We start from the raw sequence: 24520 nt of genomic DNA, 5'->3' as shown, positions 1-24520 counted from the left end.
CGCACCACCGGTTTCACCACGCACAGGGGAGCACCATGCAAGACAACCAAGCATCCGATTTCGCCACGCTGCGCCAGTTCGCCGAGAGCTGGTTGCGTCGCCCACTACTTCCTCTCGAGGAGGAGCAACTGCGGCGCTTCGCGTCGGAAACGGCCGCACCGCCGGCCGTGCCTGCCGCCGAAACGGCTGGCGCTTCGCCGTCGTTGATCGATGCCGAGCGCGAGCGCGTGAAAGGCTTGATCCAGCAGATGCAGCAGACGATGCAGAACAGCCGGGGGGCGCTGAACGGCGCCACCGCGGCCAGCGAAGCGGCGGTGCTCAAGGCGATCGAGTCCGCCAACGCGCTCGATCAACTGCGACCGGGGCAGTTGCGGCCAACGCAGAGCGGCGAGGGCGGCAGCAACCACATGGTGATGGCGCAGATCGCCGATCGCCTGGCCAATCTCGTGCAGGCCGAAGTGCGCGCGTGCTTCGAGCGCGAGTTCGGCAGCCTGGCGCAGCAGATGCAGGCGGTGGTCGAGGCGGCGCGCGCGCAGGGACTCATCGCGGATGCGCCGGCGGCGGAGCCGGGAGCGCCATCGCCGCCTCCCGCTGCCTGAGCCGTTCCATCGCACGGCGGCGCCCTCGCGTGTCCGCGCGAAGTTGCGCCGCCGTGCGCGTGTCGTTGCACGCGCACGCGTGCGTGGCACAGCATCGCGGCCGTGGCGTGCGGTCGCGTGCGTGATGCGTTCGGTACGCGCATGACGTGCTTGCGGCGCGCGCCAAGGGCTGCGTCGTGCCGATGCAGGGCGCGGGTGGCTGTGTGCCATCAGTGAGACAGCCTGATGCCACGTCGAGGACAGGAGCGCGTTCGCCTGCCGTGCTGGTGGATCGCATTGCATGGCGGCGGATGTCGCGAGAGAACACGCCCCGCAGCAGTCGCAACACGCATCGGCCGAGGTCGCGGCGCATCGTGGCCGATGTTCCCTCGTCGCGCGCACATCGCGGCGAGGCTGGCGAGACAAACGCCGCACACGGTTTCACAGGTTCTGCACTGTCCCGTTTTCAGAGATCGTACGGCGTGGGCCGTACCCCAACCCAGGAGCGAACACATGGCATTTCCCACCGCGGTCAACGACCAGATCACCGATGCGGTCACCCAGTCCAACGTCAAGGTCATCGGCGAAGCGCCGGCCTTCGCGATGGCGTCGATCTACCAGAGCATGGCGCACTCGACCGGCATCCTGTTCGAGAACGCCGTCTCCGCGCAGCAGCAGCAGAACACCCTGGCGCAGGCGGCAGCCAACCAGGGCGTCATGCAGATCTACAGCCTGGATACCACCGCCGCTGCCGGCGCCACCGAGAAGGTCGCGCAGACCGGCGTCTCCGACAACCTCACCAGCCTGCTGACCGTGCTCAACGCGTTCAAGCAGTCCTGAGCCACGCGCGCTAACGCCGCTGCAGGGCAGCGGCGCTAGCCACGCCCTTCCTTCCCAACGAGGACCGTTCCATGGCCTATCCCACCGCAGTCAACAACCAGATCACCGACGCCGTCACCCAGTCCAACGTCAAGGTCATCGGCGAGGCGCCGGCCTTCGCGATGGGCTCGATCTACCAGAGCCTGGCGCACTCCAGCGGCATCCTGTACGAGAACGCGGTCGCCTCGCAGCAGCAGCAGAACACGCTGGCGCAGGCGGCGAACAACCAGGGCGTCATGCAGATCTACAGCCTGGATACCACCGCCGCCGCGGGTGCGTCGGAGAAGATCGCCCAGACCGGCGTGTCGGACAACCTGACCAGCCTGATGACCGTGCTGCAGGCCTTCCGCAGCGGCAAGCCGGCCGGCCTCTGAGTCGCGCACCGGTCCGGAACGGCGAACCCGTCGGGTCTCGCCGTTCCTCGCCGCGACGGTCGATGCCATCATCCGTGACACCCCGCAGGCCGCGCGTTGCGCGCGCCTCGCCTGCACCATTGCCCACCCGTGCCTGGCGTACGCACCGGTCCTCCATCCTGGCCTGGCGCGTTCGACGCCCGGCGTCGTACGTCCTGCGTCCGAGAAGAGGGAGTATGGAGGTTCCAGCCAGCGTCCAACCGGAGGCGATCGAGCGTATCGTGCGCGACCACGATGGCGACGCTGCCTGCGCGGACAACGCCGGCCAGGCGCATCGGCGCCTGCTCGAGTGCGCGCCGCTGTTCCAGGGCCTGCCGGACTCGGTGCTGGACGACCTGCTGGCCCATGCCAGCGAATGCGTACTCGGCGCGGGCAGCGTGCTGTTCTTCAAGCACGACCCCAGCAGCTTCGTCGGCGTGGTCGTGCGCGGTCGCGTGTACAAGGTGCTGTACGGCCCGGACGGGCAGGAACTGATCGTCGGCGCGGTCGAGCCCGGCGGGCTGGTCGACGAGGCCGCGCTGCTGGAACCGCACGGGCGCAGCTTCACCGCCATCGCCTTCGGCGCCAGCGTGGTGCTGAAATTGCCGCGGCGCCACTTCAACGTCCTGCTGGACCCACCGCTGCTGCAGCAGCGCATCCACGCCCTGTTGCGCCTGCGCCTGCGGCAGACCCTGGACAGCCTGGAAAGCATCTGCCTGCACCGCCTGGAAGTGCGCCTGGCGCGCTACGTGCTGCGCCAGCTCGAACTGCAGGCGTCGCAACACGGGAGCGATGGCGCGATCGCTCTGCCGCCGAACCAGAGCATCCTCGCCGCGATGCTCAACGCCAGCCGCTCCAAACTCAACGCCCAGTTGCAGCGCTGGGTGCGCAGCGGCCTGGTCAGCCGCCGCCGCCACCTGTTGCGCGTGCACGACCTCGGCGCGCTGTATGCCAAGGCCAACCTGCAGGGCCCGGCGATGCCGTCACCGGACGGCGAGGACCTGCCATCGCGCGCTGCGTGTGCGGCGTGGACGGATCGCCGCGCCGAGTGACGTGCGTGCTGCAGCACGAGATTGCGTGCCTGCGCGTGCCGATTGCGCGCCGCACTTGCTCTCAACTGATGGAACGTTCTGTCCGCGCCTCGCAACGCGGTGGCTGGCAGACGCGACGCACTCCGGTCAGGAGTGCGCATTGATTCCGATGGCTGCCGATCTCGACATGCAAGAAGGCCGCGATGCGGCTGCTCGCCAGCTTTGCTAGGTGTGCATGCGTAGCGTCACGTCGCCATTGCCTCGCTATGCCCGCATTCTGCAGCGTCAGCCGGCGCGCGCGACAGCTCGCGGGTGCGATACGACTCGCCCCATTCGCGCAAGCTGATCAGCACCGGCGCGAGGGAGTGGCCAAGCGGCGTCAGCGCATATTCGACCTTGGGCGGCACCTGCGGATAGACGTGGCGCACGATGACGCCGTCCTCCTCGAGCTCGCGCAACTGCAGCGTCAGCATGCGCTGCGTGGCGTTGGGAACCAGGCGCGTCAATTCCATGAAGCGCTTCTTGCCGGAGAGCAGGTGGAACAGGATCACCGGCTTCCAGACCCCGCCGATCACCGACAGCGTGACTTCGACCGCGCAGCCGCTCTTGCCATCCAGACGTTTCAGACGCATGGTCGTTGTACCTACAAAATTGATAGTACCTGCGAAAATTGTACGTTCTTGCGATGCAGGAAGTGCATCCCGACAATGCCTGCAATGCGGTTTCGCTGCAACCGATGCGGCGCTGCCACTCGCCACTTTTCCGCTAAGGATGTCGTGCCCATGAAAGCCATCACCCTGCGCCAGCCCGCTGGCCTCGAGAACCTCCGCCTCGTCGATCTGCCCGATCCCGGCCAGCCGGGCGCCGGCGAACTCCGCGTGCGCGTGCATGCCAGCTCGCTCAACTTCCACGACCTGGGCGTGGTGACCGGGCGCATGCCCAGCGCCGACGGCCGCATCCCGATGTCCGACGGCGCCGGCGTGGTCGAGGCGGTGGGCGAGGGCGTGGACGAGTTCGCCGTGGGCGACGCCGTCGTCTCGACCTTTTTCCCGACCTGGCTGGATGGCGGTCCGACCATCGCCGATTTCGCCACCGTGCCCGGCGACGGCGTCGACGGCTATGCACGCGAATACGTCGTTCGTCCCGCGCACTGGTTCACGCACGCCCCGCGCGGCTACAGCCACGCCGAAGCGGCGACGTTGACGACCGCCGGGCTCACCGCCTGGCGCGCACTGGTGGTGGACGCGCGGCTGAAGGCCGGCGACACCGTGCTGGTGCTCGGCACCGGCGGCGTGTCGATCTTCGCCCTGCAGTTCGCCAAGCACATGGGCGCCAGCGTGATCGCCACCTCGTCCTCCGACGAAAAACTCGCGCGTGCGCAGGCGCTGGGCGCGGATTTCACCATCAACTACCGCCGCGACACCGACTGGGCGGCCAAGGTGCTCGATTACACCAACGGCCGCGGCGTCGACGTGGTGATCGAAGTGGGCGGCCCCGACACGCTGGGCCAATCCATCAAGGCCTGCCGCATCGGCGGCCACATCGCCCTGATCGGCGTGCTGACCGGCATTGCCGGCCAGGTGCCGACGGTGGCGCTGATGCAACGCCACCAGACCCTGCAGGGCCTGATCGTCGGCAGCCGCCACCACCAGCGCGACATGGTCCGCGCCCTCGACGCGACCGGCATCAAACCGGTGGTCGACCAGACGTTTGCGCTGGCAGATATCGCCGATGCGTTTGCGCATCAGGCGGCGGGGAAGCATTTTGGGAAGTTGTGCTTGTCGATCTGACGGAGACGCCTGAGCGGTCGGTGCTGTTGCACCGGCCGTGGTGGCTGTTGGACACAGTCGCCAGTATCGGCCGCGACGCTTGCGACGAGGTAGAAACGCGTTCGCCCTCGATCAGCGCGGTGTGCTACGACGGCAAGTGTTCACTGGCCAGTTTTCTGGCGGAAAGCAATGCCGACAGTAGCTGGTCGCGCTTGTGGCGGTTGTTGACCCCGGCAGGCAATCTGCTTTGCCACGGTTGGAACTCCCAGTGATCTCCGCCATGCACGGCGAGCCGTGTGGAGCCGGACGATGACAGGAAATAGCGGATTGCTGCCTCCAGTTGCGCCTGCGACTGGAACTCGAGTCTGAATTTCCCGGATGAGACGACCAATACATGCCGCACGCAAGTTGGTGACGCTATTTCCGGCATGTGGTTGCGATGCACCAGTGGATCGAATGTCTCAATGGAAATCTTGCTCATCTGCGCCATCGTGCGAGTGACGTGTCATGTCACGGGGCATAAGGTAGTGGCAACTGCTTGCAAACCGTGACCTCGTCTGCCCACCAGTGGCCCCGCTCTAACGAGCAAAGCAGGAGACGGCCGGTTGCCGATGAAATCTCTAAAACCTGGTTATCTGGTGCTGCGAACTGGAACGACACCTCATGGCCGATCAGGTCGGCCCACATGGCGGAATCGGACACGTCGACGTCCGTGAGTGCCGCGTCTGGCAGGAAGTACGATGTGTCCTTACTGCCAATGTCGTACTGCACGGGCTCTCCAACCCACGAAACAAACAGCTTTTTGCCATCTTCGAAGGTCAGAGCGACTTCTCCGCCAAAGCTGTGAGTCTCACCTCTCGCGGCAGCATCCAGGGCTGGTTCGTCACATTCAAAAAGCCTGTAAAAGATTGCAGTGATGGTGCGAATTGAGCGCTCTTCATTGATGTAGGAGGCGCGACTTGGATTAGCCATGTCTGAACTTCTTGTTAGATTCTGGCCGAACGAATTTTATCGCGAGCTATGGTCAAAAAGCGCATCCTCTCTTCCTTGGATGAGAAAAAGCGGTTTGGAATGACGTGCGCCATCTGTGGCGTCACATAGATCGCAACAAATCCGGGGCGCGAAACGGCCTTCTCAATGCCTAGCCAGTAAAACAAAGATTTGTTGAACTTTGTCTGCTCAAGCAGGTGCTCGTTTTCTAGCTCAATGACGTGCTCGGTCAGAACGGTTCTGCTGCGTTTCGAGAATTGGTGCGCTATGCTAAAGAGGGCTTGGGCTATCCAGAATGCCACGTAGATGAAGAGTGTCGACAAAAGTGCGACGCCAAATCCTGCCTGGATGCGTGAATAGAATATGGTGGCCGAAAGTGTTACAAAAATTACTTGTGTGATCGGCGATAGGAATTGGTGGAGGATTTGGAAAAGCACGATATCGAAAAAGCGGTTCGAATATTTGATTTTCATGTAATTTCGCAATTTCCTGAATTATCTGAATACTCTGTTGCCCGATGAAGCCGTTGCGCGAAGCAGTCCAGGAGAGTCAGGAAGTCAGGATGCATACCCATTCACGGTTCTCCGATGGTACCCGATCAACCCAGCGCAGAAGTGCACTTTCCTACGTAGGTCGCAGGGATCCTCCGAAGTGGCCACCGCGCCGGCGGACCATCTGCGGTCGAGCCATCCTGCAATGGCCTCGGGCAGGCTAACGCGCTGGTACAACCCCATGCGAGCTATCTAGCCATTGCCCCAGCCGGCCAGCGCGCAGACCACTATCGCCGCTTCGTGCTGGATGCGATCGGCCCAGACGAGACAGCGGCCATCCGCCTCAACTTGCAGCGGCAATACGCGCTGGGCAACGACCGTTTCCGCGAGGCGATTGAACGCCAGCTTGGCCGTCGAGCCGGCCCTGCGCGAATCGGTCGGCCGCCGAAGGTCAGATCGGTAGTAGAAGAAGATGGAAGTGCACTCCGACCCCTGTTTTCAAAAGGCGCCGGCTTGATTTAATTGGTGGACCTAAAGTGGTGTTGCAAAAAGGAATTTGTAAAAGAATTCACGTGGATCACTTATTTTCATTGTCAATGTGCCATTGAGTAACTCTTTTGTGCATCGCTTAACTATATTTTCGACATCCTCTTTGAATTTTCTCGTATTTATTTTTGTAATGTACTGTGTTAAGGCGTCGTGATAAATTCCGTCCCACTCGGTAGTCGGATGGGTGATGGTGTCCGTTGCTTCTGAGGATAAGCGAAATACCACTTTGGCGTTCCCGTTTTTGCTTATGTTAACCAAGCTGCCATCATGATAAAGCCCGTTTCTTAGTGAATAAAGTTTCTCTATCTCATCTTTGTCGTATTTACTGAATGTAGCGAGGGCAACCTTGATGCCTGCTTGATATTGCGTCGAATTCAGATGGCTGCCATATGCGCCGCCAATCTGATCTAGTATTGCAAAGCATGAAAGGAGCGGGGTATATATTCTGGTTCTTCTGTTGTTGAAGGATGACTGAGCGGTTTCTATTAAATCGTACAGGCTGGATGACACTATGCAGTTTGATAGATGAGTTTTTCCATTCAAGCGATCTAGGTGAATGTACGCTAGCTCTGATACGTCAAGATCTTCCAGTGTCTTGCTTTTGAAATATTCAGATGTGTCGAATCCGTTTTTTGACTTAAAGTCAGTCACTGGCATGAAGTTCCATCCTTTAGGGTTAACGCACACATTAAGCTGGCCGGCGAGGCCAGTTCTGCTTGAGTGAGTAAAAGAGAAAATTCCCCGCTGGCGGGCCAGTGGTTCGGCCTCGAGGGGCGGTTATTGGTTTGCACTTCAATCAATGTAGCGGAGAAGACTCAGATAGGCACTATAACTACTAACGAGATCAGGTTAATTTATAAGCCGAGTTGGTAGTTTACTCGGGTGGTATGCAGGCCTATGCCTGTGAAGCGCCTCTTGGCTTGGGTAGTGTAACGGTGTAGTTTGGCTTGGGAAACTAATCTGGCTCCGTTTCTGGCGTAAAAAGAAGTGCAATCTGACCCCTTTTGCTTTTCTAAATTGTGCCCCACGTCAGGTCCCTTGAGTTGTTGCAAACGAGTGCCACGCTTGAGCAAGGCCGCCTTTAGCTGCAATTCCATTTCGTGAGAGGCCAGAAAGTAGGCAGGAAGGTAAGCAAAGTTAGCAGGCACACCATTCGCCGTTTTGTCCATCTCGTCGATGAGCGTGCCGATGCAGGAGCGGAACGCCCCGGCCTGCATCAAGAAGTGCGTTGCCTCAGTGAGATAGTCATCTGCCATAGCTGGCCTAACACCTGAGTTAATCCCACCCACGGAGCGAGTTCAGATTTAATGAATTGTTAGGCGGATGACGAGGGACTTCAAAGCTCATCATCTGGATATCTCTGCTCAGGCATCTCGAATCGATCGAACGTAAAGGTGTTCCCGGTTCTTGACCCGTGCAAGTTGCGCTGATCCTCATCTGCAAAATTTGCGTCGTCACAGCCATAATAGGCTGAATACTGAACGGTAAAGTCAATGCTAATTGAGTAACTTGTCAGATCGACTTTGTCTATATCAATATCGTCTATCTGTACGCGATTGTCACTTGTTTGTCCGACATCCAGATCAAGTGCATCGTGATACTCATCGATGTTGCCAAGAAAGTAGTCTCTAATCTCTTCGTCGCTGAGGTCATCTGGGAGCTTTATTACTATAGGCTGCATGGGCGGTTCCTCATTCACCTAACGCTTGAGTTAGCCGGCCTGCGAAGCAGGTGCGGCTTAATTGAATTGTTAGGCCTCTCCGATTTCACTCTTCGCATAACCAGTTAGGACCAGAAATCCCTTGTCGTCAAGCGCAAGATACCCTGTTCTTTGCAAGTGATCGATTTGAACTTGATCCAGACTCTCTTTTCTAGAGTACATAGTGGCCAGAATATTCGGGTGAGCCAATCTCGTTCTGCGGTTGTACACGCGCCCCTTGTTTACGTTGTCGCTTCCCTGAGTCACTCCAATCTCAATGAGCTCGTCATCTAAAACCCTGACGGTCGTGACCTCAGTCCAGCTGTCAAGATGGGTGTTGGAGTAGGGGTTGTAGATGACATCTCCTACCCGCAGCGATGCGGCAGAAACTGTTTCTACTTCGTAGCCTGAAATAACTGCAATCAAGGATGCGCTCATATTCTCTCCTGAGAAGCCTAACTACTATTCGGCGAAAAAATGGTGTGTAAAACAGGCTTGTAGCGCACCGGTGCCGCTCCCTCTCGGAGCAGCACGCATCCCAAATTCGATCATTCGCTAGTCGCGTTGTCGCGTAGTCCTTGCGTCTAACCCTGCGGCCTTTCCCCAGCGCATCCCGCACGAAGCCGACGCTACCACTTGGCGACGGTCGTCACAAGTTAAAGGCCGCTCGGCGTAACCGCCGGCGGCCTTAATTTGTAGACAAGTTTTTTGACCCCGCGCTATTCCGGATTTACCGGGCGGCGCGCTCAGCGAATAACTCAGTTACCCGGCGTACTCCAAACCTGCCCCTTAACCCCACGCACACTTGCATCCGCCGCGTTATCCAGATCAAACACAATCACACTGTTCCCACCCTTCCGCTGCCAAGGCGCCGGAAAATACAACGCCCGCTGCGGCCCGATCTTCCAATGCCGCCCCAGATTGTGACCATTGGCCCAGGCGAACCCTTTGCCGAAGGCACGCATGTCCAGGAAGGTATCGGCAGGCGTGCCGATCTTTACCGTGCCGCGGTGGAAGGCGGGGCCGTCGACCTTGGCGGTGGTCCAGCCGGTGAGCTTGCTCGAGTCGTCCATCGGCAGGGGGAAGGTCTGCCAGCCGGTGAGTTGCTTGCCGTCGAGCAGCACGGGGTCGACCAGGCCGGCGTGGCCGTCGGCCAGGTGGGCGCCGTAGTTGATGCGGCCGGTGTTCTCCACCAATACGTCGAGGGTGTGGGGGCCGGCGGGGATGTCCACGTCCACCGCCACTTGCTGCAGGCGGCGCTCGGCGCTGCCTGCCAGTGTGCGGTCGACGTAGACGCGGGCGTAGTCGCGCACGTCGCCCAGGTACAGGCTGCCCTTGCGTGGGCCGGTGACGGTGGTGCGGTAGAGGATGTAGCCGTAGGCCTGGCCGTAGCGCTCCATCGGCTGCGGGGTGTCGGTGGTGGCGGCCGCGGCGGGCAGGTTGTCCCAGAGCGAGGCGGATTCGCGCAGCGGCGTGGTGGGGAGTTCGGCGAAGCGGATCGGCTTGGGTAGCGCCGGCGGGGCAATGCCGGTGACGCGCTGGATGGCGTCGCGGAATAGGGTGAACTTGGGGGTGGGGCGGCCGGCCTCGTCGAGCACGGCGTCGTAGTCGTAGCTGGTGGTCTGCGGGGCGTAGTGGTCGCTGGGGTTCTTCTGGAAATTGGCGCCATTCATGAAGCCGAAGCTGGTGCCGCCGACGAACATGTAGAGGTTGGCGGAGTGGCCCTGGCGCAGGATCCATTCGAATTCGCTGGCCTGCTTGGCGGCATCGGTGACCGCGTGCTTCTCGCCCCACTGGTCGAACCAGCCGGCCCAGTATTCGCCGACCATCTGCGGTTGCCCGGGGCGGAACTTGGCCAGGGTCTCGAATGCGTTCTTGGCGTCGCCGGGGGCAAAGTTCACCACGGCCAGGGTGTCGGGCAGGGTGCCGTTGGCGAGTACGTCAGGGCCGTCGGCGGTGAACAGCAGCGCCTTGTCGAAGCCGGCCTGGACGAACATGGCGCGGTTGCGGCGCATGTAGGCGTGGTCGTCGCCGTAGGAGCCGTATTCGTTCTCCACCTGCACGGCGACGATCGGGCCGCCGTTGCCGTTGAGCCGCGGTTTGACCTGGGCGGCGAGGGCGTCCAGGTAGGCCTGGCTGGCGGCGAGGAAGCGCGGGTCCTGGCTGCGCACGCGCATGCCGGGTTCGGCGAACAGCCAGGCGGGATAGCCGCCGGCTTCCCATTCGGCGCACACGTAGGGGCCGGGGCGCAGGATCACGTTGAGGCCCTGCGCGGCGGCTTCGTCGACGAAGGCGGCGATGTCGTTGTTGCCGCTGAAGTCGAACTGGCCCGGCCGCGGTTCCACCAGGTTCCAGAACACGTAGGTCTCCACCGTGTTCAGGCCCATCGCGCGCGCCTTCTGCAGGCGGTCCTTCCAGTAGGCGCGGGGGATGCGCTGGAAGTGGATGGCGCCGGAAATGACCTGGTACGGCTTGCCGTCGCGGATGAAGTGATCGCCCTGGGTGGCGAAGGCGGGCCAGGCGGTGCCGCTGTCGGCCGCGCGCACGTGGGTGGCGGGCAGGGCGAACGCCAGGGCGAGGGCGAGAGCGGCGAGGGTCTTACGCGGCATGGGGGATTCTCGAAAAAAGCGATGCGATTGCGGCAGTAGGACGACCGGAGCGCGCGCCGCAGTGCATCGGGTCACGCACAGGCGCGGATGTGGGGAACCACCAATCCCGATTCCCCAATCCCGATTCCCGGCCGTCAGCTAAACGATGGCGGCAGATCGTCCTTGCCCGCACCGAACGCGGTATTAGGCTTGGGGCCCATCTCCAGTTCCAGCGTGCCGCCGGCGGCGAGGTCGGCATGGCGCAGCCAGCTGCGGGTGTAGGGCTTGCCGTTCCAGCGGGCGCTCTGGATGTAGACGTTGGCCGCGCTGTTGCCGTGGGCGACGATGCGCAGGGTGCGGCCATTGCCTACGTCGAGTTCGGCGCGCTTGAACAGCGGGCTGCCCAGCACGTAGTTGGCGCTGACCGGGTCCACCGCGTACAGGCCCAGCGCACTGAGCACGAACCAGGCGCTCATCTGCCCGCAGTCCTCGTTGCCGGACAGGCCGTTGCGCGCGTCGTGGTACTGCTCGCGTAGCAACCGCCGCACCATCGCCTGGGTCTTGTACGGCTGCCCGGCGTAGGCGTAGAGGTAGGCGACGTGGTGGCTGGGTTCGTTGCCATGCGCGTACTGGCCGACCATGCCGTCGATGTCCGGCGGCGCGTCCGCCGGCAGTTCGGAGCTGGTGGTGAACAGTTCGTCGAGCTTGGCGACGAAGTGGTCGCGGCCGCCGAACAGGTCCATGTAGCCGTACAGGTCGTGCTGGTTGAGGAAGGTGGCCTGCCAGGCGTTGGACTCGGTGAAGTCGCGCCACTGCGCGCTGTGGCCCATCGCGCGCGGATCGAACGGGGTGGCCCACTGGCCGTCGCTCAGGCGCGGCTGCACGAAGTTACTCTCGCGGTTGAACACGTTGCGGTACTGGCGCGAGCGTTCGCGCAGGTGCTTGGCATCGTCGTCGGCGCCGACCGCCTGCGCCAGATGCGCCACCGCCCAGTCGTCGTAGGCGAATTCCAGGGTGCGGCTGACCGATTCGTCGACCTTGTCGCAGGGGATGTAGCCCATCTTCCGGTACAGCGCCAGGCCGTGCACGTCGTCGTCCATCGCGCGCTTGCGCCACGCCGGGTAGGCGGCTTTCCAGTCGATGCCGGTGAAGCCCTTGGCGTGCGCTTCGGCCAGCACCACGGCGGAGTGGTAGCCGATCATGCAGTCGGTCTCCACGCCCTGCAGCGGCCAGATGGCGACGCCTTGCGGGCATTCGTGGGCGCCGCGCACCAGGCACTGCACCAGGTCGGGCACGCGTTCGGGCTGCACCAGGGTCAGCAAGGGATGCAGGGCGCGGTAGGTGTCCCACAGCGAGTAGGTGCTGTAGTTGTGGTAGCCGGCCGGCGCCTGGTGCACCTGCAGGTCCATGCCGCGGTAGCGGCCGTCGGTGTCGCTGAACAGGGTCGGCGCGATCAGGCTGTGGTACAGCGCAGTGTAGAAGATGCGGCGCTGCGCCTCGTCGTCGCTGTCGATGCGCACCCGCCCCAGTTCCTTTTCCCATTCGGCGACGGCGGCGGCATGCACCCGGGCGAAGTCGAAGTCGGGCAGTTCCGCGTCGAGGTTGGCCAGGGCGTTGTCGGCGCTGACCGCGGAGATGCCGACCTTGACCAGCAGCGGCGCGTCGGCGGCATCGGGGTAGTGCAGGGCCAGCTTCAGCCGGTTTCCGTCGGCGCTGCGCGCGCTCGCGGCCAGCGGTTGGTCGTCGGCATACAGCTGCGCGCTGGCGAACGGCCGCGACAGGCGCATGGCGAAGTAGATGTAGCGGCCCTTGGCCCACTGGTAGACGCGGCGGCCGCCGGTGACGGTCTGCGCGTCGACCAGGCGCAGGCTGGCGTCTTCGACGCGGGCGGGGATCTCCGGCTTGTCCTGCATGCCGTGGCACAGGTCCAGCAGCAGGTGCGCCGGCTTGCCCTTGGGGAAGTGGTAGCGGTGCAGGCCGGCGCGCGCGGTGGCGGTGAGTTCGGCATGCACGCCGCTGTCCTTCAGGCGCACGCGGTAGTAGCCGGGCGAGGCGGCTTCGTCGGCATGGTCGTAGCGCGAGCGGTAGCCGGTCTCGGGGTGCTCGCGCGTGCCGGGCTGCAGCTTCACCGGGCCGGTGGCCGGCACCACCAGGAAATCGAGCATGTCGCCGATGCCGGTGCCGGACAGGTGGGTGTGCGAGAAGCCCATGATCGAGCCGTCGTCGGCGTGGTAGCCGGAGCAGGCGTCCCAGTCGGCGTTGTAGGTGTCCGGGCTCAGTTGCACCATGCCGAACGGCAGCGTGGCGCCGGGGAAGGTATGGCCGTGGCCGCCGGTGCCGATGAACACGTCGACGTTGCGGGTGAGCTCGGCCTTGGCGCGCGCATCGGCCGGCAGCGCGTAGCTGCCGGCGCGTGCCTGCGCCAGGCGCGCGATGCCGCTGCTGCCGAACAGGGCCAGGGCGATGGCGCCCTGCAGGAAACCGCGTCGTGTGGCCATGGTGCTGTCCTCGGGGTGTGCGGCGGTGCGGTGGGGGTGTGTTTGCTGTTGTGGGAAGGACTTCCGTCCCGACGCGTTGTCGGTCAGGCCCGTCGGGACTGAAGTCCCTCCCACAGATGCAGTGATCGCGTCAGGCCTTCAGCAACTGCGGCTTGCGCTGGTGCAGGTCGATGATCAGTTCGCCGAACAGGGTGTTGGCCCAGGCGAACCAGTCGCGGGTGAAGGTGCTCGGGTTGTCCTTGTCGAAGGCTTCGTGCATGAAGCCGCTGCCGGCGTCGGTGGTCTTGAGCCACTGCAGGCACTGGCGGATCTGCGCGTCGTCGTCGCTGGCCAGGGCGTACTGCATCAGCGACATCGGCCAGATCGTGCCCAGGCCGCTGTGCGGGCTGCCCACGCCGTCGGCCGCACGGCCGCGATAGAAATAGGGGTTGCGCTCGCTCCAGGCCAGTTGCCGGGTGCGCAGGAACACAGGATCGCGGCGATCGCAGCAGCCCAAGTAGGCCAGGCTCAGCAGGCCGGGCGCGTTGGCGTCGTCGATGAACAACTGGTTGCCGTAGCCGTCCACCTCGTAAGCCCAGAACGGCTGACCGTCGGCGTCGCGCATCTGCCCGAACTTTCGGGTGGCCGTCTCGACCTCGTCGGCCAGGGCGCGGCACTCGCCGGCGAAGGCGGCGTCGTGATGCAGCGCCTCGCTCATCGTCGCCAGTTGCCGCAGCGAGGTCACCGCGAACAGGTTGGCGGGGACGAACAGCGGGTACAGGCAGGCGTCGTCGGACGGGCGGAACATCGAGTGGATCATGCCGTTGGGCCGGGTCGGCTGCCCGTAGCCGTCCAGCACCAGGGTTTCGGTCGCCAGCGGCGAGGGCCGCTGAAAACTGTACGGGCCGCGGCCGTGCAGGCGCTGCTGCTCGCGGAAGGTGCGCACCACGACGTGCATGGCGTCGCGCCAGTCGTCGTCGAACGGCGCGGTATCGCCGCTGGCGCGCCAGTACTCGTGCGCCAGGCGGATCGGGTAGCACAGCGAATCCACTTCCCATTTGCGCTCGCCGACGCCGGGCTTCATCTCGGTGATGTCGGCCACCGACCACTTCAGGCGCTGGCTGGTGCCGTCGGGCAGGAACGCGTTGGCGTAGGGATCCAGGCGGATGCAGGCGGCCTGGCGCTGGATCAGTCCATGGAACATGCGCCGCAGCGCCGGGTCGCGCCTGGCCAGCGGCACGTAGGGATGCACCTGCGCGGAGGAGTCGCGCAGCCACATCGCCTCGATGTCGCCGGTGATGACGAAGGTGTCCGGCTTGCCGTTGCGGGTGCCGGTCTCGACGGTGGTGTCGAGGGTGTTGGGGTAGCAGTTCTCGAACAGCCAGGCCAGGCGCGGATCGGCGATGCCGGCCTTGACCGTGCGCAACTGGCGCTCGACCGCGGCGCTGACGAAGCGGCGCTTGCTCGGCGGCGGCCGCTTGCTGGGCAGCGCGGCGGAGGCCGATGCCGCGGCGGCGGCCGGCAGCGCCCCGCTCAACAGCGCGGCGCCGGCGCTGGCGCCGAGGAAGTGGAGGATGTCGCGGCGGGTGGGCATGGCCTGGAACGCTCCGTGGAATCGACGAACGCTCCCGGCGCGGGCCGGCACCGGGGGAGGCGCCGGCCGCGGCCGGGAGGGCAGGTTGATGGTACCTATGACGGACCAATTTGCGACGACCTTACAACGTGTGGCCGTCCGTTGCATCCTGCGACCGCACAACCGGCCGGCTCAGTGGTGGTGATGCGCGCCGTGCCAGTGCATCGGTCCCGAGCACACGCACTCGCCGTCGTCGTCGCCGTTGCCGGCATGGCCGAACAAGGCCTCCAGCAGTCGCCGCGACGGGCTCCACTCGCCAATGGCCGGGTGGATCAGCATCGCCTTGCAGGCGTCCAGGTGACTGCCGCTGAGCGCGGCGTCGATGGCGGCGTGCTCGTAGGCCTTGACCGTGCGCACCAGGCCCTGGATCGCCTCGGGCATCGGCCGCGCCGGCAGCGGGGTGATGCGGTCGCGCTCGATGGTGGAGGAGATCTCGACGATGTCGTCGTCGGCCAGTTCCGGCATGCAGCCCTGGTTGCGCACGTTGACCACGTGCCGCCCCGGCAGCGCGCCGGTCAGTGAACTCATCACGTCCACGGCGATGCGGTGGTAGCCGGTGCTGGCGCGGAACGGGTCCGGCTGCGGCGCGAGGTCGTCGGCGAAGGCCGAGCCGGCCTCGGCCTCCAGCCGCATGTACGAGCCGGAGCGCTGCTGCAGGTAGGCGGCGTAGGTCTGCACCGCGCCGCTGCCGTCGCCGGCGTTGAGGCGGCTGCGCAGGTCGGCGATCAGGGTGTGGTTGAGCCGTTCGATCTCGCTGCCGCGGCTGGCGCCGCTGGCGCGCTGGTTCTCCAGGGCGCGACTGCGCTCGTAGTAGAAGTACAGGTACTCGGTGGGGATCAGCCGCAGCGTGCGCAGCATGTCGAAGTCGAACAGCGGCGCCAGGTACAGCTGGCGCAGGATCGCGTCGTCGGCCAGGATGCGGTCGAGCACGTCCTCGCCGCGCACGCGCACCGCGCGGATCCAGCCCAGGTGGTTGAGGCCGACGTATTCGCAGTCCACGTCCGCGGGCGGCTCGCCGAGCGCGCGGGCGATGTTGTGGAACAGCTCCACCGGCGTGTCGCAGATGCCGACCACGCGCGCGCGGGTGTGGCGGCTGATGGCCTGGGTGATCAGCCCGGCCGGGTTGGTGAAGCTGACCAGCCAGGCGTCGGGGCTGAGCCGCTCCACCATGCGTGCCTGCTCGATCGCCACCGGCACCGTGCGCAACGCTTTGGCGACGCCGCCGGGGCCGGTGGTCTCCTGCCCGGCGTAGCCGTGGCGGATGATGGTGTGCTCATCGGTGGCGCGCTGGCGGATGCCGCCGATGCGGATGCTGTTGAGCACGAAGTGCGCGCCGTCGATCGCCGCTTCCGCCGAACTGGCCGCGTTGACCTGCAGGTCGCCGCCGAACTCGGCGACCACCGCGCGGCCCAGCGCGACCATCAGCGCCAGCCGCTCCTGGTCGGGATCGTAGAGCACGATCTCGCGCGCACCGAGCGCTTCGGCGGCATCGTTGACGCCGTACACCACCAGCGGCGCGCGCACGCCGCCGCCGCCGATCAGGGCGAGCTTACGGTTGGGAAAGGAACTGCTCATGGAGACTCCTGAGACGTGGGGGATCGGGAAGGCCGTCGAGCGCGCCGAGCGCGGTACAGCAGGCGGCGCCGCACAGGCAGCCGCGCTGCGCGCAGGCGTCGAGGGAAAGGTGGTCCAGCAGCGCGTCGATGAAGCCGGCATCGAAGGCATCGCCGGCGCCGGTGGTGTCCTGCACGGCGACGACGGGCGCGGCAACCAATCGCGCGCCGGCCGCATCCACCACGCAGGCGCCGGCGCCGCCGAGCTTGATCGTCACCTGCGCCAGCCCCAGCGCCTGCGCCCAGGCGGCGCAGGACGCGGCGTCGTCGCCGGCGCAACCTGCCAGTGCCGCCTCCTTCTGGTTGGGCAGGAAGTGATCGACCGCGCGGCAGGTGGCGTGGTTGTCCGGATCGGCCAGCCAGGGCGGGTTGAAGCCCACGTCCAGCGAGGTGCTGCAGCCGGCCGCGCGCAACGCCGGCAGCAGCGTGCGCGCCAGCGTCGCCGGCAGCGGTAGGGCGAAGTGCACATGGCGCGCGGCGCACATCGCCTCCAGCGCAGCCGCGCTGCGCAACAGCGGTTCCAGCTCGGCGTTGGCGCCGTGGTAGGTGAAGAACGAGCGGTCGTCGTGCAGCGACACGCTGGCGGTGACGCCGGTGCCGGCGGGGTGGTCGACCAGGCCTTCGGTGCCGACGCCGAACGCGCCCAGGCGCTGCGCGAACCAGTCGCGGTCGCCGGCGCCGATCGCGCCGATCAGCGTGACCGTGCGTCCGAGCCGCGCCAGCCCGCAGGCGGTATTGACGGTGCCGCCGCCGAGGTCGCGATGGTAGTGCCGCGCCATTGCCTCCTCGCCCGGCCCGGGCCAGCTGGCGAAGCCGCTGAAGATGTGGTCGAGATAGACCTCGCCGACCACCGCGACGTCATGGGTTTTCATTGCTGGAAGGGCCATGCTGCCTCGCGTTTGGCCTGGATGAGATAGAGCGCGGTACCCGCGCACAGCGCCAGCACCGCCGCCAGCAGCCGCGGCAGCGGGCTGGTGGCCAGCAGCGCCAGCCAGCCGCAGACGCTGATCAGCAGCGGCCACGGATACAGCGGCATGGCGAAGCTGGCGCGGCGCCGCGGCTGCCGCCGCAGCAGCACGACCGCCAGGCATTGCGCCAGGAACTGGAACAGGATCTGGATGATCATCAGCGTGGCGATCAGATCGTCCAGCGACAGCGGACAGGCCAGCGCCGAGGTGATGCCGACGAACAGCAGCGACACGGTGGGGAAGCGCCCGCGCGGGTGCAGCCGCGCGAACACGCCGAAGAACTGGCCGGACGCCGCGGCCGCATACGGCACCCGCGAATAGCCCAGCAGCACCACCAGCGCCGAGCCCCAACTGGCGAGCACGATCAGCGCCACCGCCACGGTGCTGCCCACCGGGCCGTAGATGGCCTGCATGAAGTCGGCAACCACCGCCTTGGACTGCGCCGCCTGCTGCCACGGCAGCACGCCGAGCAGGGTCACGTTCAAGCCCAGGTACAGCACCGCCACGATCGGGATCGACCACAGCACCGCGCGCGGAATCGTGCGGCGCGGCTTGCGGATCTCGCCGCCGAGCATGCACACGTTGTTGTAGCCGCCGTAGTCGTACACCGCGATCAGCGCCACCGCCCCGAACCCCAGCCAGAACCCGTGCGGCGAGGCCGGCCGCGCCTGCAGGAACTCGCGCGCCAGCGCCATGTCGAAATGCAGCGCGCCGCTGAGCACGATCCACAGGCAGGCGGCGATCACCACCGCACTGACCAGCAGCGACAGCAGCTGCACCGAGCGCACCTGCCGATACAGCAGCGCGGTGTTGAACAGGCACAGCGCCATGGCGATGCCGGTGAGCGCGGTGTGGCTCAGCCCGGGCATCAGATAGGCCAGGTACTGCGCGCAACCGACTGCCGCCGCGGCCACCGACAGCGGTGCGGTCAGCAGCGTCTGCCATAGGTACAGGAAGCCGAACAGGCGCCCGGCGCGATCGCGGCCATAGGCCTCGCGCAGGTAGTGGTACGGCCCGCCCGAGCGCGGGATCGCCGAACCGAGTTCGGCCCACACCAGGCCGTCGCACAGGCACAGCAGCGCGCCGACCACCCAGCCCAGCAGCACCGCCGGCCCGGCCAGCGCCGACAGCGCCAGCGGGATGGTGATGAACGGGCCGATCCCGATCATGTTGAGCAGGTTGGCCGACAGCGCGCTCCAGAACCCCAGCGTGCGCGGCGGCGCGCCCTGGTCCGCGGCGGACGGGGAGGACGCGACGGGTGCGGCGAGCGATGTCATGTGCATGCGCGATCCTGCGGGGAGGGAAGGGATGCGACGGGCTGCGTGGCAGGCGTGGGGACGAGACCGTCGGCGCAACGCACCAGGCCCGGTTGCAGGCGATGCAGATCGAGGATCAGCACCTGGTTGGCGCCGGCGCGCAGCCAGGCGCCGGGGCAGTACAGGCATTGCTGCGGGCCGATGTCCCAGTAGCGCCCGAGCAGGCGCCCGTTGACCCACAGATAGCCCTTGCGCCAGTCGCGCATGTCCAGGTGCACGTCGCCGGGCTGGTCGAGGGTGAACTCGGTGGCGAAGAACAGGCCCGGGCGCTGCGGCGGCGCCTGCAGCGGGCGCAGCGACGGCGTCGGGTCTGTGTCCAGCGCCAGCCCGCGCACCTCCCAGCCGTGCAGCTCCTGCCCATCGAGCCGCACCGGACCGAGCAGGCCCTTGCGATCGCCCAGCGCCGGGCCGAAGTTGATGTGGCCGAAACTGTCGACCAGCACCTCCAGCTCGCGCGTGTCCTGCGCTGCATCGGGCAGGCGCAGGTGCAACGCGCTGTGCAGGCGCGGATGCCGCACCCGCGATACGTGGTCGAGTTCGCGTCCGTCCAGATACACCACCGCGTAGTCGTGGACCTGTCCCAGGTGCAGCGCCCGGCCCGCGCCGATCCGGCGCCGATACAGCACCAGGCCCTGGTCCTGGCCCAACAGGCGCTGGTTGTCGATGGGGGTGTCGGTCTGCAGCGCAGGGCCGAGGTTGTCCCACAGCGCGGCCACGGGCCTGGCCTGCACCGCGTCGAAGTGCGCGCGCCGCGGTGCGGCCGGTAGCGGCGGCGGTGGCGTGTCGGCTTGCGCGGCGATGATCTTGCGCAGCGTGAAATACGCCGGCGTCGCACGGCCGGCCTCGTCGATCGGCGCGCCATAGTCGTAGCTGGTCAGCGCCGGCTGGAACTGCGAACCGTCGTCCTCGGCATTGGCCCCGGCACTGAGACCGAAATTGGTGCCACCGTGCACTACGTACAGATTGAACGAATAGCCGGCGGCGGCGATGCGGCGCAGTAGCGGCGCATAGTCGCGACGCGCGAACTTCGGCTCGCCCCAGTGCGTGAGCCAGCCGGGGTAGCCCTCGGACATCCACACCGGCGCCTGCCCGGCGAAGGCCGTGGCCGCCTGCAGATCGTGCAGATCGGGACCATCGAGCCCCAGCGCGGCGCCGGGCAGCATAGCCTGGCGCCGCCGCAGATCCTTGAGCCCTTCGGCCAGCGAGAACGGCCCCTCGACCCCATGCGCCCGCCACAGCGCGGCCAGTGCCTGCAGATAGCCGACGTCGCTGCCGTGCATCGAGTACTCGTTCTCGATCTGCAGCATCAGCACCGGCCCACCGGCACTGGCCATCAACGGCGCGATGCGCGGCGCGATCGCCCCGATGTAGCGCTCCACCGCCGCCATGTACCGCGCATCGTGGCGATCGCGCAGGCGGATGTTCGCCTCGCGCAGCAGATACGGCGGCAACCCGCCCAGCGTCCATTCCGCGCACACATACGGCCCGGGGCGCAGATACACCCACAGCCCCTCCTGCTGGCACAGCCGGATGAAGCCGACGAAATCGCGCTCGCCGCTGTCCAGTTCGAACTGCCCCGGCGCCGTTTCCAGCGCATTCCACATCAGGTACAGCGCGATGGTATTCAGCCCCATCGCTTTGGCCATGCGAATCCGATGCAACCAATCCGCCTTCGCGATCCGTAGCGGATGCAGTTCCCCGCTGCGGATCTGCCATGGCTGCCCGTCCAGCGTGAAGCGGCCCTGGGCGAAACCGAACGTGTGGGGTCTCCCGTCCGGCACCGGCGCTGATGTTGGCACCGCTGCGCGCAGCATCGGCATCGCCGCCAAGCCCAACGGCGCCAACAACCCGAATCGACAGAATGCGCGGCGTTTCAATGCACGCTCCAGCCGGAGCGTTGCCGTTGCCGTTGCCGTTGCTGTTGCTCCTCAGCTTTTGCCTTTCCCGGGCCCCCTCCGCAGCGGCGGAGCTGGCGGGTAAAACCCCCCGCAGGGGGGCGGCGCACAAGGATGTGCGCCGTTTTCGGCCGGGGCACGATGCCCCGTCCGAAAATCCCGTCAGCGGAGCGGACCCGCGCAGCGGGCGCGAAGGCGGGGTGTGCTTTCTTTTGGTTACTTTTCTTTGCACAAGCAAAGAAAAGTGACTCGCCGCCAGGCGAAAGCTGTTGCTTTTGATGGCTAACCCAGGCGACACCGGTAAAGCCCGTCGGGACTGAAGTCCCTCCCACAAAAAGCGTGGCCGAGGCGAAGTCGATAAGTCCCGTCGGGACTGAAGAAGCTCCCGCAAAGACCCTGGCAACGCTCCGCAATGGCATCCCAGTGCGCACGCCGCCGCGCCCTAGAACGCGTACTTGACGGTCAACAACGTCATCATGCCGGCATCCACGATGTCCGACACCGCCAGATTGTGCCGGCCCACATGCCCCCAGTAGCTGTATTCCTTGGTGAGATTGGAGATCGACAGATCCACATTCACCCCATTGTCGAACCGATAGCCCGCATGCAGATCCACCCGCCGCGTCGGCCGCGCCCACAGATCGTCCCACGGCGCGTTCTGGTGCAGGAAATCGTAGTTCAGCAGATACGAACTGCTGAAGTGATAGCTCAGGTTCACCGAGAACTTCGAGCGCTCGTAGAACAGCTCCAGATTGGCCATCGCATTCGGTGCCGACTGCATCTGCTCGTCTTCGAAACCGATCATGCCCAGATCGGCGTGCGCATGCTGGCGCGTGGCGTTGGCGCTGACGCCCAGCCCGTCGAACGGCGCCGGCAGATCCTGGAAGCGCTGCCGCGCGCTGACCTCCACGCCGTAGACGCGGCCGTCGCCGCCGTTGGTCGGCATCTGGTAGAACACCGTGCCGCTGCCGCTGGTGCCCGAATTGGCCTGGCCGGAACCCGCATCGTAGATGTAGTGATGCAGGCGCTTGTAGAAGCCGGCCACCGAGAAGAACCCGCCATGGTCGGTCGCCCACTCGCCGGACAGGTCCAGGTTGGTCGAGGTGATCGCTTTCAGGTCCGGGTTGCCCTGGCTGATGGTGGTGATGCCGTTGGAGATGTTGATCTGGCTGCCGCCGCCCAACTGCACGAACGCCGGCCGCGTGTAGCTGGTCCACAGCGCGGCGCGGTAGGTGGTGGCGCTGTCCGGGCGCCAGGTCAGGAACACGCTCGGCAGCGGCTGGTCGTAATGCGTGCTGTTGGCGGCGAAGTAGCCGACCTGCTGGTTGCCGTCGCTGTCGGTGGGCGTGGTCCAGAAGGTGTTGTGGATGCTGGTGTGCTCGAAGCGCACGCCGGGCACCACCTCCAGGCTGCCGAAGGAGAAGGTCGCCATCGCGTAGGCGGCGCTGACCGCCTCGGTGCCGCGCATGGTGTTGCAGTTGTAGTTGTTGACGTAGAACGCGCTGCCGCAGGTATCCAGGTCGTCGTCGGTGAGGTGGTTGGCGATGACCTGCGCCACCGCGCCCTCGCTGACCCGCGGCGTGGCCCAGTGGTACTTGCCGGGGAAGATCGCCGCGTAGCCGCCGTTGAAGATGCCCAGGTCGCCGAGCGTGCTGGTGTCGGGCACCGGGCCGGTCCACCAGTCGCGGTTGCTGTAGTGGCGGCTGCTCTTGCTGTACTTCACGCCAAACTGCAGCGCGGTCAGCGCGCCGTCGGCGAAGTCGTAGCGCGCGTCGAACTTGGCGCCGCCCTTCTTCTGTCCGGAGTAGATCTTGGTCGATTCGCCGTAGCTGCTGGCGTACAGCGAGGGGATGTTGTTGACCTGCGCCAGCAGCGCCGGGGTCAGCTGCGGATAGGGGAAGGCGCCGCTGCCGTAGCGCATCAGGCTGCTGCCGGAGTAGGCGAAGTTGGTCTGGCTGAACTTGTCCTCGCGCCCGTCGATCTCGATGTGGTCGGGGCGGTCGTTGTCGCCGAAGCTGTAGAACAGGTTCGGCGACAGCGTCCAGTTGCCGACGGTCTTGCGCGCGCCCACCTGTAAGGTGGCCAGGTCTGCGATTTCCGGGTTGGTCTCGTACCAGAAGCGCGCGGCGATGCGGTTGATGTTGGGCGAATACACGCCGGGCGTGGCGGTCGGCACGAAGCTGACGTCCTGCGGCAGCAACTGCACGAAGGTGGTGCCCTGGTCGGTCTTGGCGTAGGCGTAGGTGGCGCGCGCGTACAGCGACAGGGTCTCGTCCACGTTCCAGTCGAAGGCGGCATTGCCGCCGTAGCGGCGCTCCCAGCCGGCGACCACGCCGACGTTCATGCCGGTGCTGGTCAGGTTGTCCTGCGGCGCGTAGCCGGCGGCGTTGCTGCCGTCGGCATTGGCATGCAGGAATTTCCAGGAGCCGTCGTTGAGCGCGCTGGTGGCCGCGGCCACCTCGCTGTTGGTCGAGGTGCGGTAGTCGTAATAGGCGCTGGCGTAGAAGCCGAACTGCTGCTCGTCGCCGAACTTGTGCTGGAACTCGCCGGCCAGGCCGCCGCCGAGGCCGTCGCCGCCGTAGTCGCGGGCGCGGCTCTCGACGCGGCCGCTGACGGTGACGCTGCCGCTGGTGGCGTCCTTGTAGTCGTAGGCGGTGGGCGTGCGGAAATCCAGGGTGCCGCCGATCGCGTCGCCGTCCATGTCGGCGGTGGAGGTCTTGTTGGCGACGATGGTCTGCAGGCCGGAAGGCGGCAGCAGGCTCAACTGCACGCTGCGGCTGTACGGCATGCCCTGGGCGACGGTGACGCCGTCGATCAGGTTGACGTTGTACTCGGAGGGCAGGCCGCGCACCGAGGCGAACATGCCTTCGCCGCGCGCGGCGCCGTCGACGCCGCCGAAGTAGCCCGAGCCGCTGTAGGTGATGTTGATGCCGGCGATCAGGCCCAGCGCCTCGGCGACGTTGTGCACGGCGGTGTGCTCGAGATCGTTGGCCGAGAGCACGTCCACCGTGTTCGAGGAATTCATCTTCAGCGTGCTGGCGTCGTAGCGGTTGGCCGCCACGCTGATGGTCTGCAACTGCTTGGCCTCGTCCAGCGCGATCGACACCGTGGCGGCGCCGCTGTCGGCGACCTGCACGGTGGTTTCCGGCGCGCTGAAACCGGGATAGTCCAGTTGCAGTGCGTACTGCCCGGCCGGCACGTCGGCGATGACGAAGCGGCCCTGGGCGTCGGTGACGGCGCTGAGCGCGGTGCCGACGATGGCCACTTTCGCATGGGCGGCGGGCTTGCCGCTGCTGCGCTCCTTGAGTTCGCCCTGCACGGTGCCGGCCAGCGCCGGTGCGGTGGCGACAAGGCCGGTGATGGCCAGGATGGCGGCGCACAGCGCCTTGCGCTTGCAATAGGGATGGGTTGCCACGTGACACCTCGCTGATCGTGATCGGTGCGGGCACGCGCCGAAGGCGACGCGCCGCTGCGTTCCTGGATGGCAGACACGGTGGACGGAAGGCGCGCGCGCTCGAACCGCACGCCGGATGGCGTGCGAACAGGACAGAGCGAACGGCGACCGACGCGAGGCGTCTGCCGGCTGGGCGGACCGTTAAACGGCGATCAGTGGCGTGGCGGCGAGTAGCCGGCGATGCACTTGGAGCGCGAA

21 protein-coding genes are annotated in these 24520 nt (G+C 65.7%); 5 read left to right on the top strand and 16 right to left on the bottom strand.

Annotated elements, in window-relative coordinates; all coding sequences use genetic code 11:
* The first annotated feature begins 35 nt into the window (after nucleotides 1–35).
* The 4 genes from SLW52_RS14240 to SLW52_RS14225 all read left to right on the top strand — a co-directional run bounded on the left by SLW52_RS14240 (nucleotide 36) and on the right by SLW52_RS14225 (nucleotide 2901).
* Nucleotides 36–599, top strand: coding sequence for a hypothetical protein (locus SLW52_RS14240; protein ID WP_320740615.1), 564 nt, complete (start codon nucleotides 36–38; stop codon nucleotides 597–599).
* Nucleotides 600–1091: 492 nt separating this feature from the next.
* Nucleotides 1092–1418, top strand: coding sequence for a RebB family R body protein (locus SLW52_RS14235; RefSeq protein ID WP_043091830.1), 327 nt, complete (start codon nucleotides 1092–1094; stop codon nucleotides 1416–1418).
* Between the two features lie 71 nt (nucleotides 1419–1489).
* Nucleotides 1490–1831 (top strand): RebB family R body protein, encoded by a 342-nt coding sequence (locus tag SLW52_RS14230; protein WP_152237187.1) that lies wholly within the window; start codon nucleotides 1490–1492, stop codon nucleotides 1829–1831.
* 215 nt (nucleotides 1832–2046) lie between these two features.
* Nucleotides 2047–2901, top strand: a complete 855-nt coding sequence (locus SLW52_RS14225) for a Crp/Fnr family transcriptional regulator (RefSeq protein ID WP_295923667.1) — start codon at nucleotides 2047–2049, stop codon at nucleotides 2899–2901.
* Between the two features lie 224 nt (nucleotides 2902–3125).
* On the opposite strand, the gene SLW52_RS14220 is transcribed toward SLW52_RS14225, so the two are convergent.
* A complete protein-coding gene (locus SLW52_RS14220; protein WP_320740616.1) occupies nucleotides 3126–3512 on the bottom strand; it encodes a helix-turn-helix domain-containing protein in 387 nt (128 codons plus the stop codon).
* A 150-nt stretch (nucleotides 3513–3662) separates the two neighbouring features.
* Between SLW52_RS14220 and SLW52_RS14215 the strand changes: the two genes are divergently transcribed.
* The gene (locus tag SLW52_RS14215; protein WP_320740617.1) at nucleotides 3663–4670 is read left to right on the top strand and encodes an NAD(P)-dependent alcohol dehydrogenase; all 1008 of its coding nucleotides are present in this window, start codon (nucleotides 3663–3665) and stop codon (nucleotides 4668–4670) included.
* Nucleotides 4671–4794: 124 nt separating this feature from the next.
* On the opposite strand, the gene SLW52_RS14210 is transcribed toward SLW52_RS14215, so the two are convergent.
* From SLW52_RS14210 to SLW52_RS14140, 15 genes are all read right to left on the bottom strand, one after another.
* Nucleotides 4795–5130 carry a hypothetical protein gene (locus SLW52_RS14210; RefSeq protein WP_148827613.1) on the bottom strand — a complete coding sequence of 112 codons (336 nt, stop codon included), beginning with the start codon at nucleotides 5128–5130 and terminating at the stop codon, nucleotides 4795–4797.
* Nucleotides 5131–5159: 29 nt separating this feature from the next.
* The gene (locus tag SLW52_RS14205) at nucleotides 5160–5621 is read right to left on the bottom strand and encodes a hypothetical protein (RefSeq protein WP_320740618.1); all 462 of its coding nucleotides are present in this window, start codon (nucleotides 5619–5621) and stop codon (nucleotides 5160–5162) included.
* A 14-nt stretch (nucleotides 5622–5635) separates the two neighbouring features.
* A complete protein-coding gene (locus SLW52_RS14200; protein ID WP_320740619.1) occupies nucleotides 5636–6112 on the bottom strand; it encodes a YcxB family protein in 477 nt (158 codons plus the stop codon).
* A 549-nt stretch (nucleotides 6113–6661) separates the two neighbouring features.
* Entirely contained in the window at nucleotides 6662–7336 is a 675-nt protein-coding gene (locus tag SLW52_RS14195; protein WP_320740620.1) for a hypothetical protein, read from the bottom strand.
* 197 nt (nucleotides 7337–7533) lie between these two features.
* On the bottom strand, nucleotides 7534–7935 hold the full coding sequence (locus SLW52_RS14190; RefSeq protein ID WP_320740621.1) for a hypothetical protein: 402 nt from the start codon (nucleotides 7933–7935) through the stop codon (nucleotides 7534–7536).
* 80 nt (nucleotides 7936–8015) lie between these two features.
* On the bottom strand, nucleotides 8016–8378 hold the full coding sequence (locus SLW52_RS14185; RefSeq protein WP_320740622.1) for a hypothetical protein: 363 nt from the start codon (nucleotides 8376–8378) through the stop codon (nucleotides 8016–8018).
* A gap of 51 nt (nucleotides 8379–8429) precedes the next feature.
* Nucleotides 8430–8816 (bottom strand): hypothetical protein, encoded by a 387-nt coding sequence (locus tag SLW52_RS14180; RefSeq protein WP_320740623.1) that lies wholly within the window; start codon nucleotides 8814–8816, stop codon nucleotides 8430–8432.
* A 320-nt stretch (nucleotides 8817–9136) separates the two neighbouring features.
* Nucleotides 9137–10987: a beta-galactosidase family protein gene (locus SLW52_RS14175; protein WP_320740624.1), complete on the bottom strand. Its 1851-nt coding sequence runs from the start codon at nucleotides 10985–10987 to the stop codon at nucleotides 9137–9139.
* A 134-nt stretch (nucleotides 10988–11121) separates the two neighbouring features.
* Nucleotides 11122–13464 (bottom strand): GH92 family glycosyl hydrolase, encoded by a 2343-nt coding sequence (locus SLW52_RS14170; protein ID WP_320740625.1) that lies wholly within the window; start codon nucleotides 13462–13464, stop codon nucleotides 11122–11124.
* Nucleotides 13465–13594: 130 nt separating this feature from the next.
* Nucleotides 13595–15037 (bottom strand): glycoside hydrolase family 125 protein, encoded by a 1443-nt coding sequence (locus SLW52_RS14165; RefSeq protein ID WP_320740626.1) that lies wholly within the window; start codon nucleotides 15035–15037, stop codon nucleotides 13595–13597.
* A gap of 171 nt (nucleotides 15038–15208) precedes the next feature.
* A complete protein-coding gene (locus SLW52_RS14160) occupies nucleotides 15209–16651 on the bottom strand; it encodes a 6-phospho-beta-glucosidase (RefSeq protein WP_152237200.1) in 1443 nt (480 codons plus the stop codon).
* A complete protein-coding gene (locus SLW52_RS14155; RefSeq protein WP_295935167.1) occupies nucleotides 16626–17561 on the bottom strand; it encodes a carbohydrate kinase family protein in 936 nt (311 codons plus the stop codon). Before SLW52_RS14155 ends, SLW52_RS14160 begins: the two co-directional genes overlap by 26 nt.
* Nucleotides 17558–18934, bottom strand: coding sequence for an APC family permease (locus SLW52_RS14150; RefSeq protein WP_209244855.1), 1377 nt, complete (start codon nucleotides 18932–18934; stop codon nucleotides 17558–17560). Before SLW52_RS14150 ends, SLW52_RS14155 begins: the two co-directional genes overlap by 4 nt.
* Nucleotides 18931–20850 (bottom strand): beta-galactosidase, encoded by a 1920-nt coding sequence (locus SLW52_RS14145; RefSeq protein ID WP_320740627.1) that lies wholly within the window; start codon nucleotides 20848–20850, stop codon nucleotides 18931–18933. Before SLW52_RS14145 ends, SLW52_RS14150 begins: the two co-directional genes overlap by 4 nt.
* 460 nt (nucleotides 20851–21310) lie before the next feature.
* Complete coding sequence (locus SLW52_RS14140; RefSeq protein ID WP_320740628.1) at nucleotides 21311–24283, bottom strand: TonB-dependent receptor; 2973 nt, start codon at nucleotides 24281–24283, stop codon at nucleotides 21311–21313.
* Nucleotides 24284–24520: the final 237 nt, after the last annotated feature.

It is taken from the genome of Xanthomonas sp. LF02-5 (assembly GCF_034105325.1).
GTDB lineage: Bacteria > Pseudomonadota > Gammaproteobacteria > Xanthomonadales > Xanthomonadaceae > Xanthomonas_A > Xanthomonas_A sontii.
Note: the sequence above shows the minus strand (reverse complement) of the source record. Positions and strands in the feature narration are given on the sequence as shown.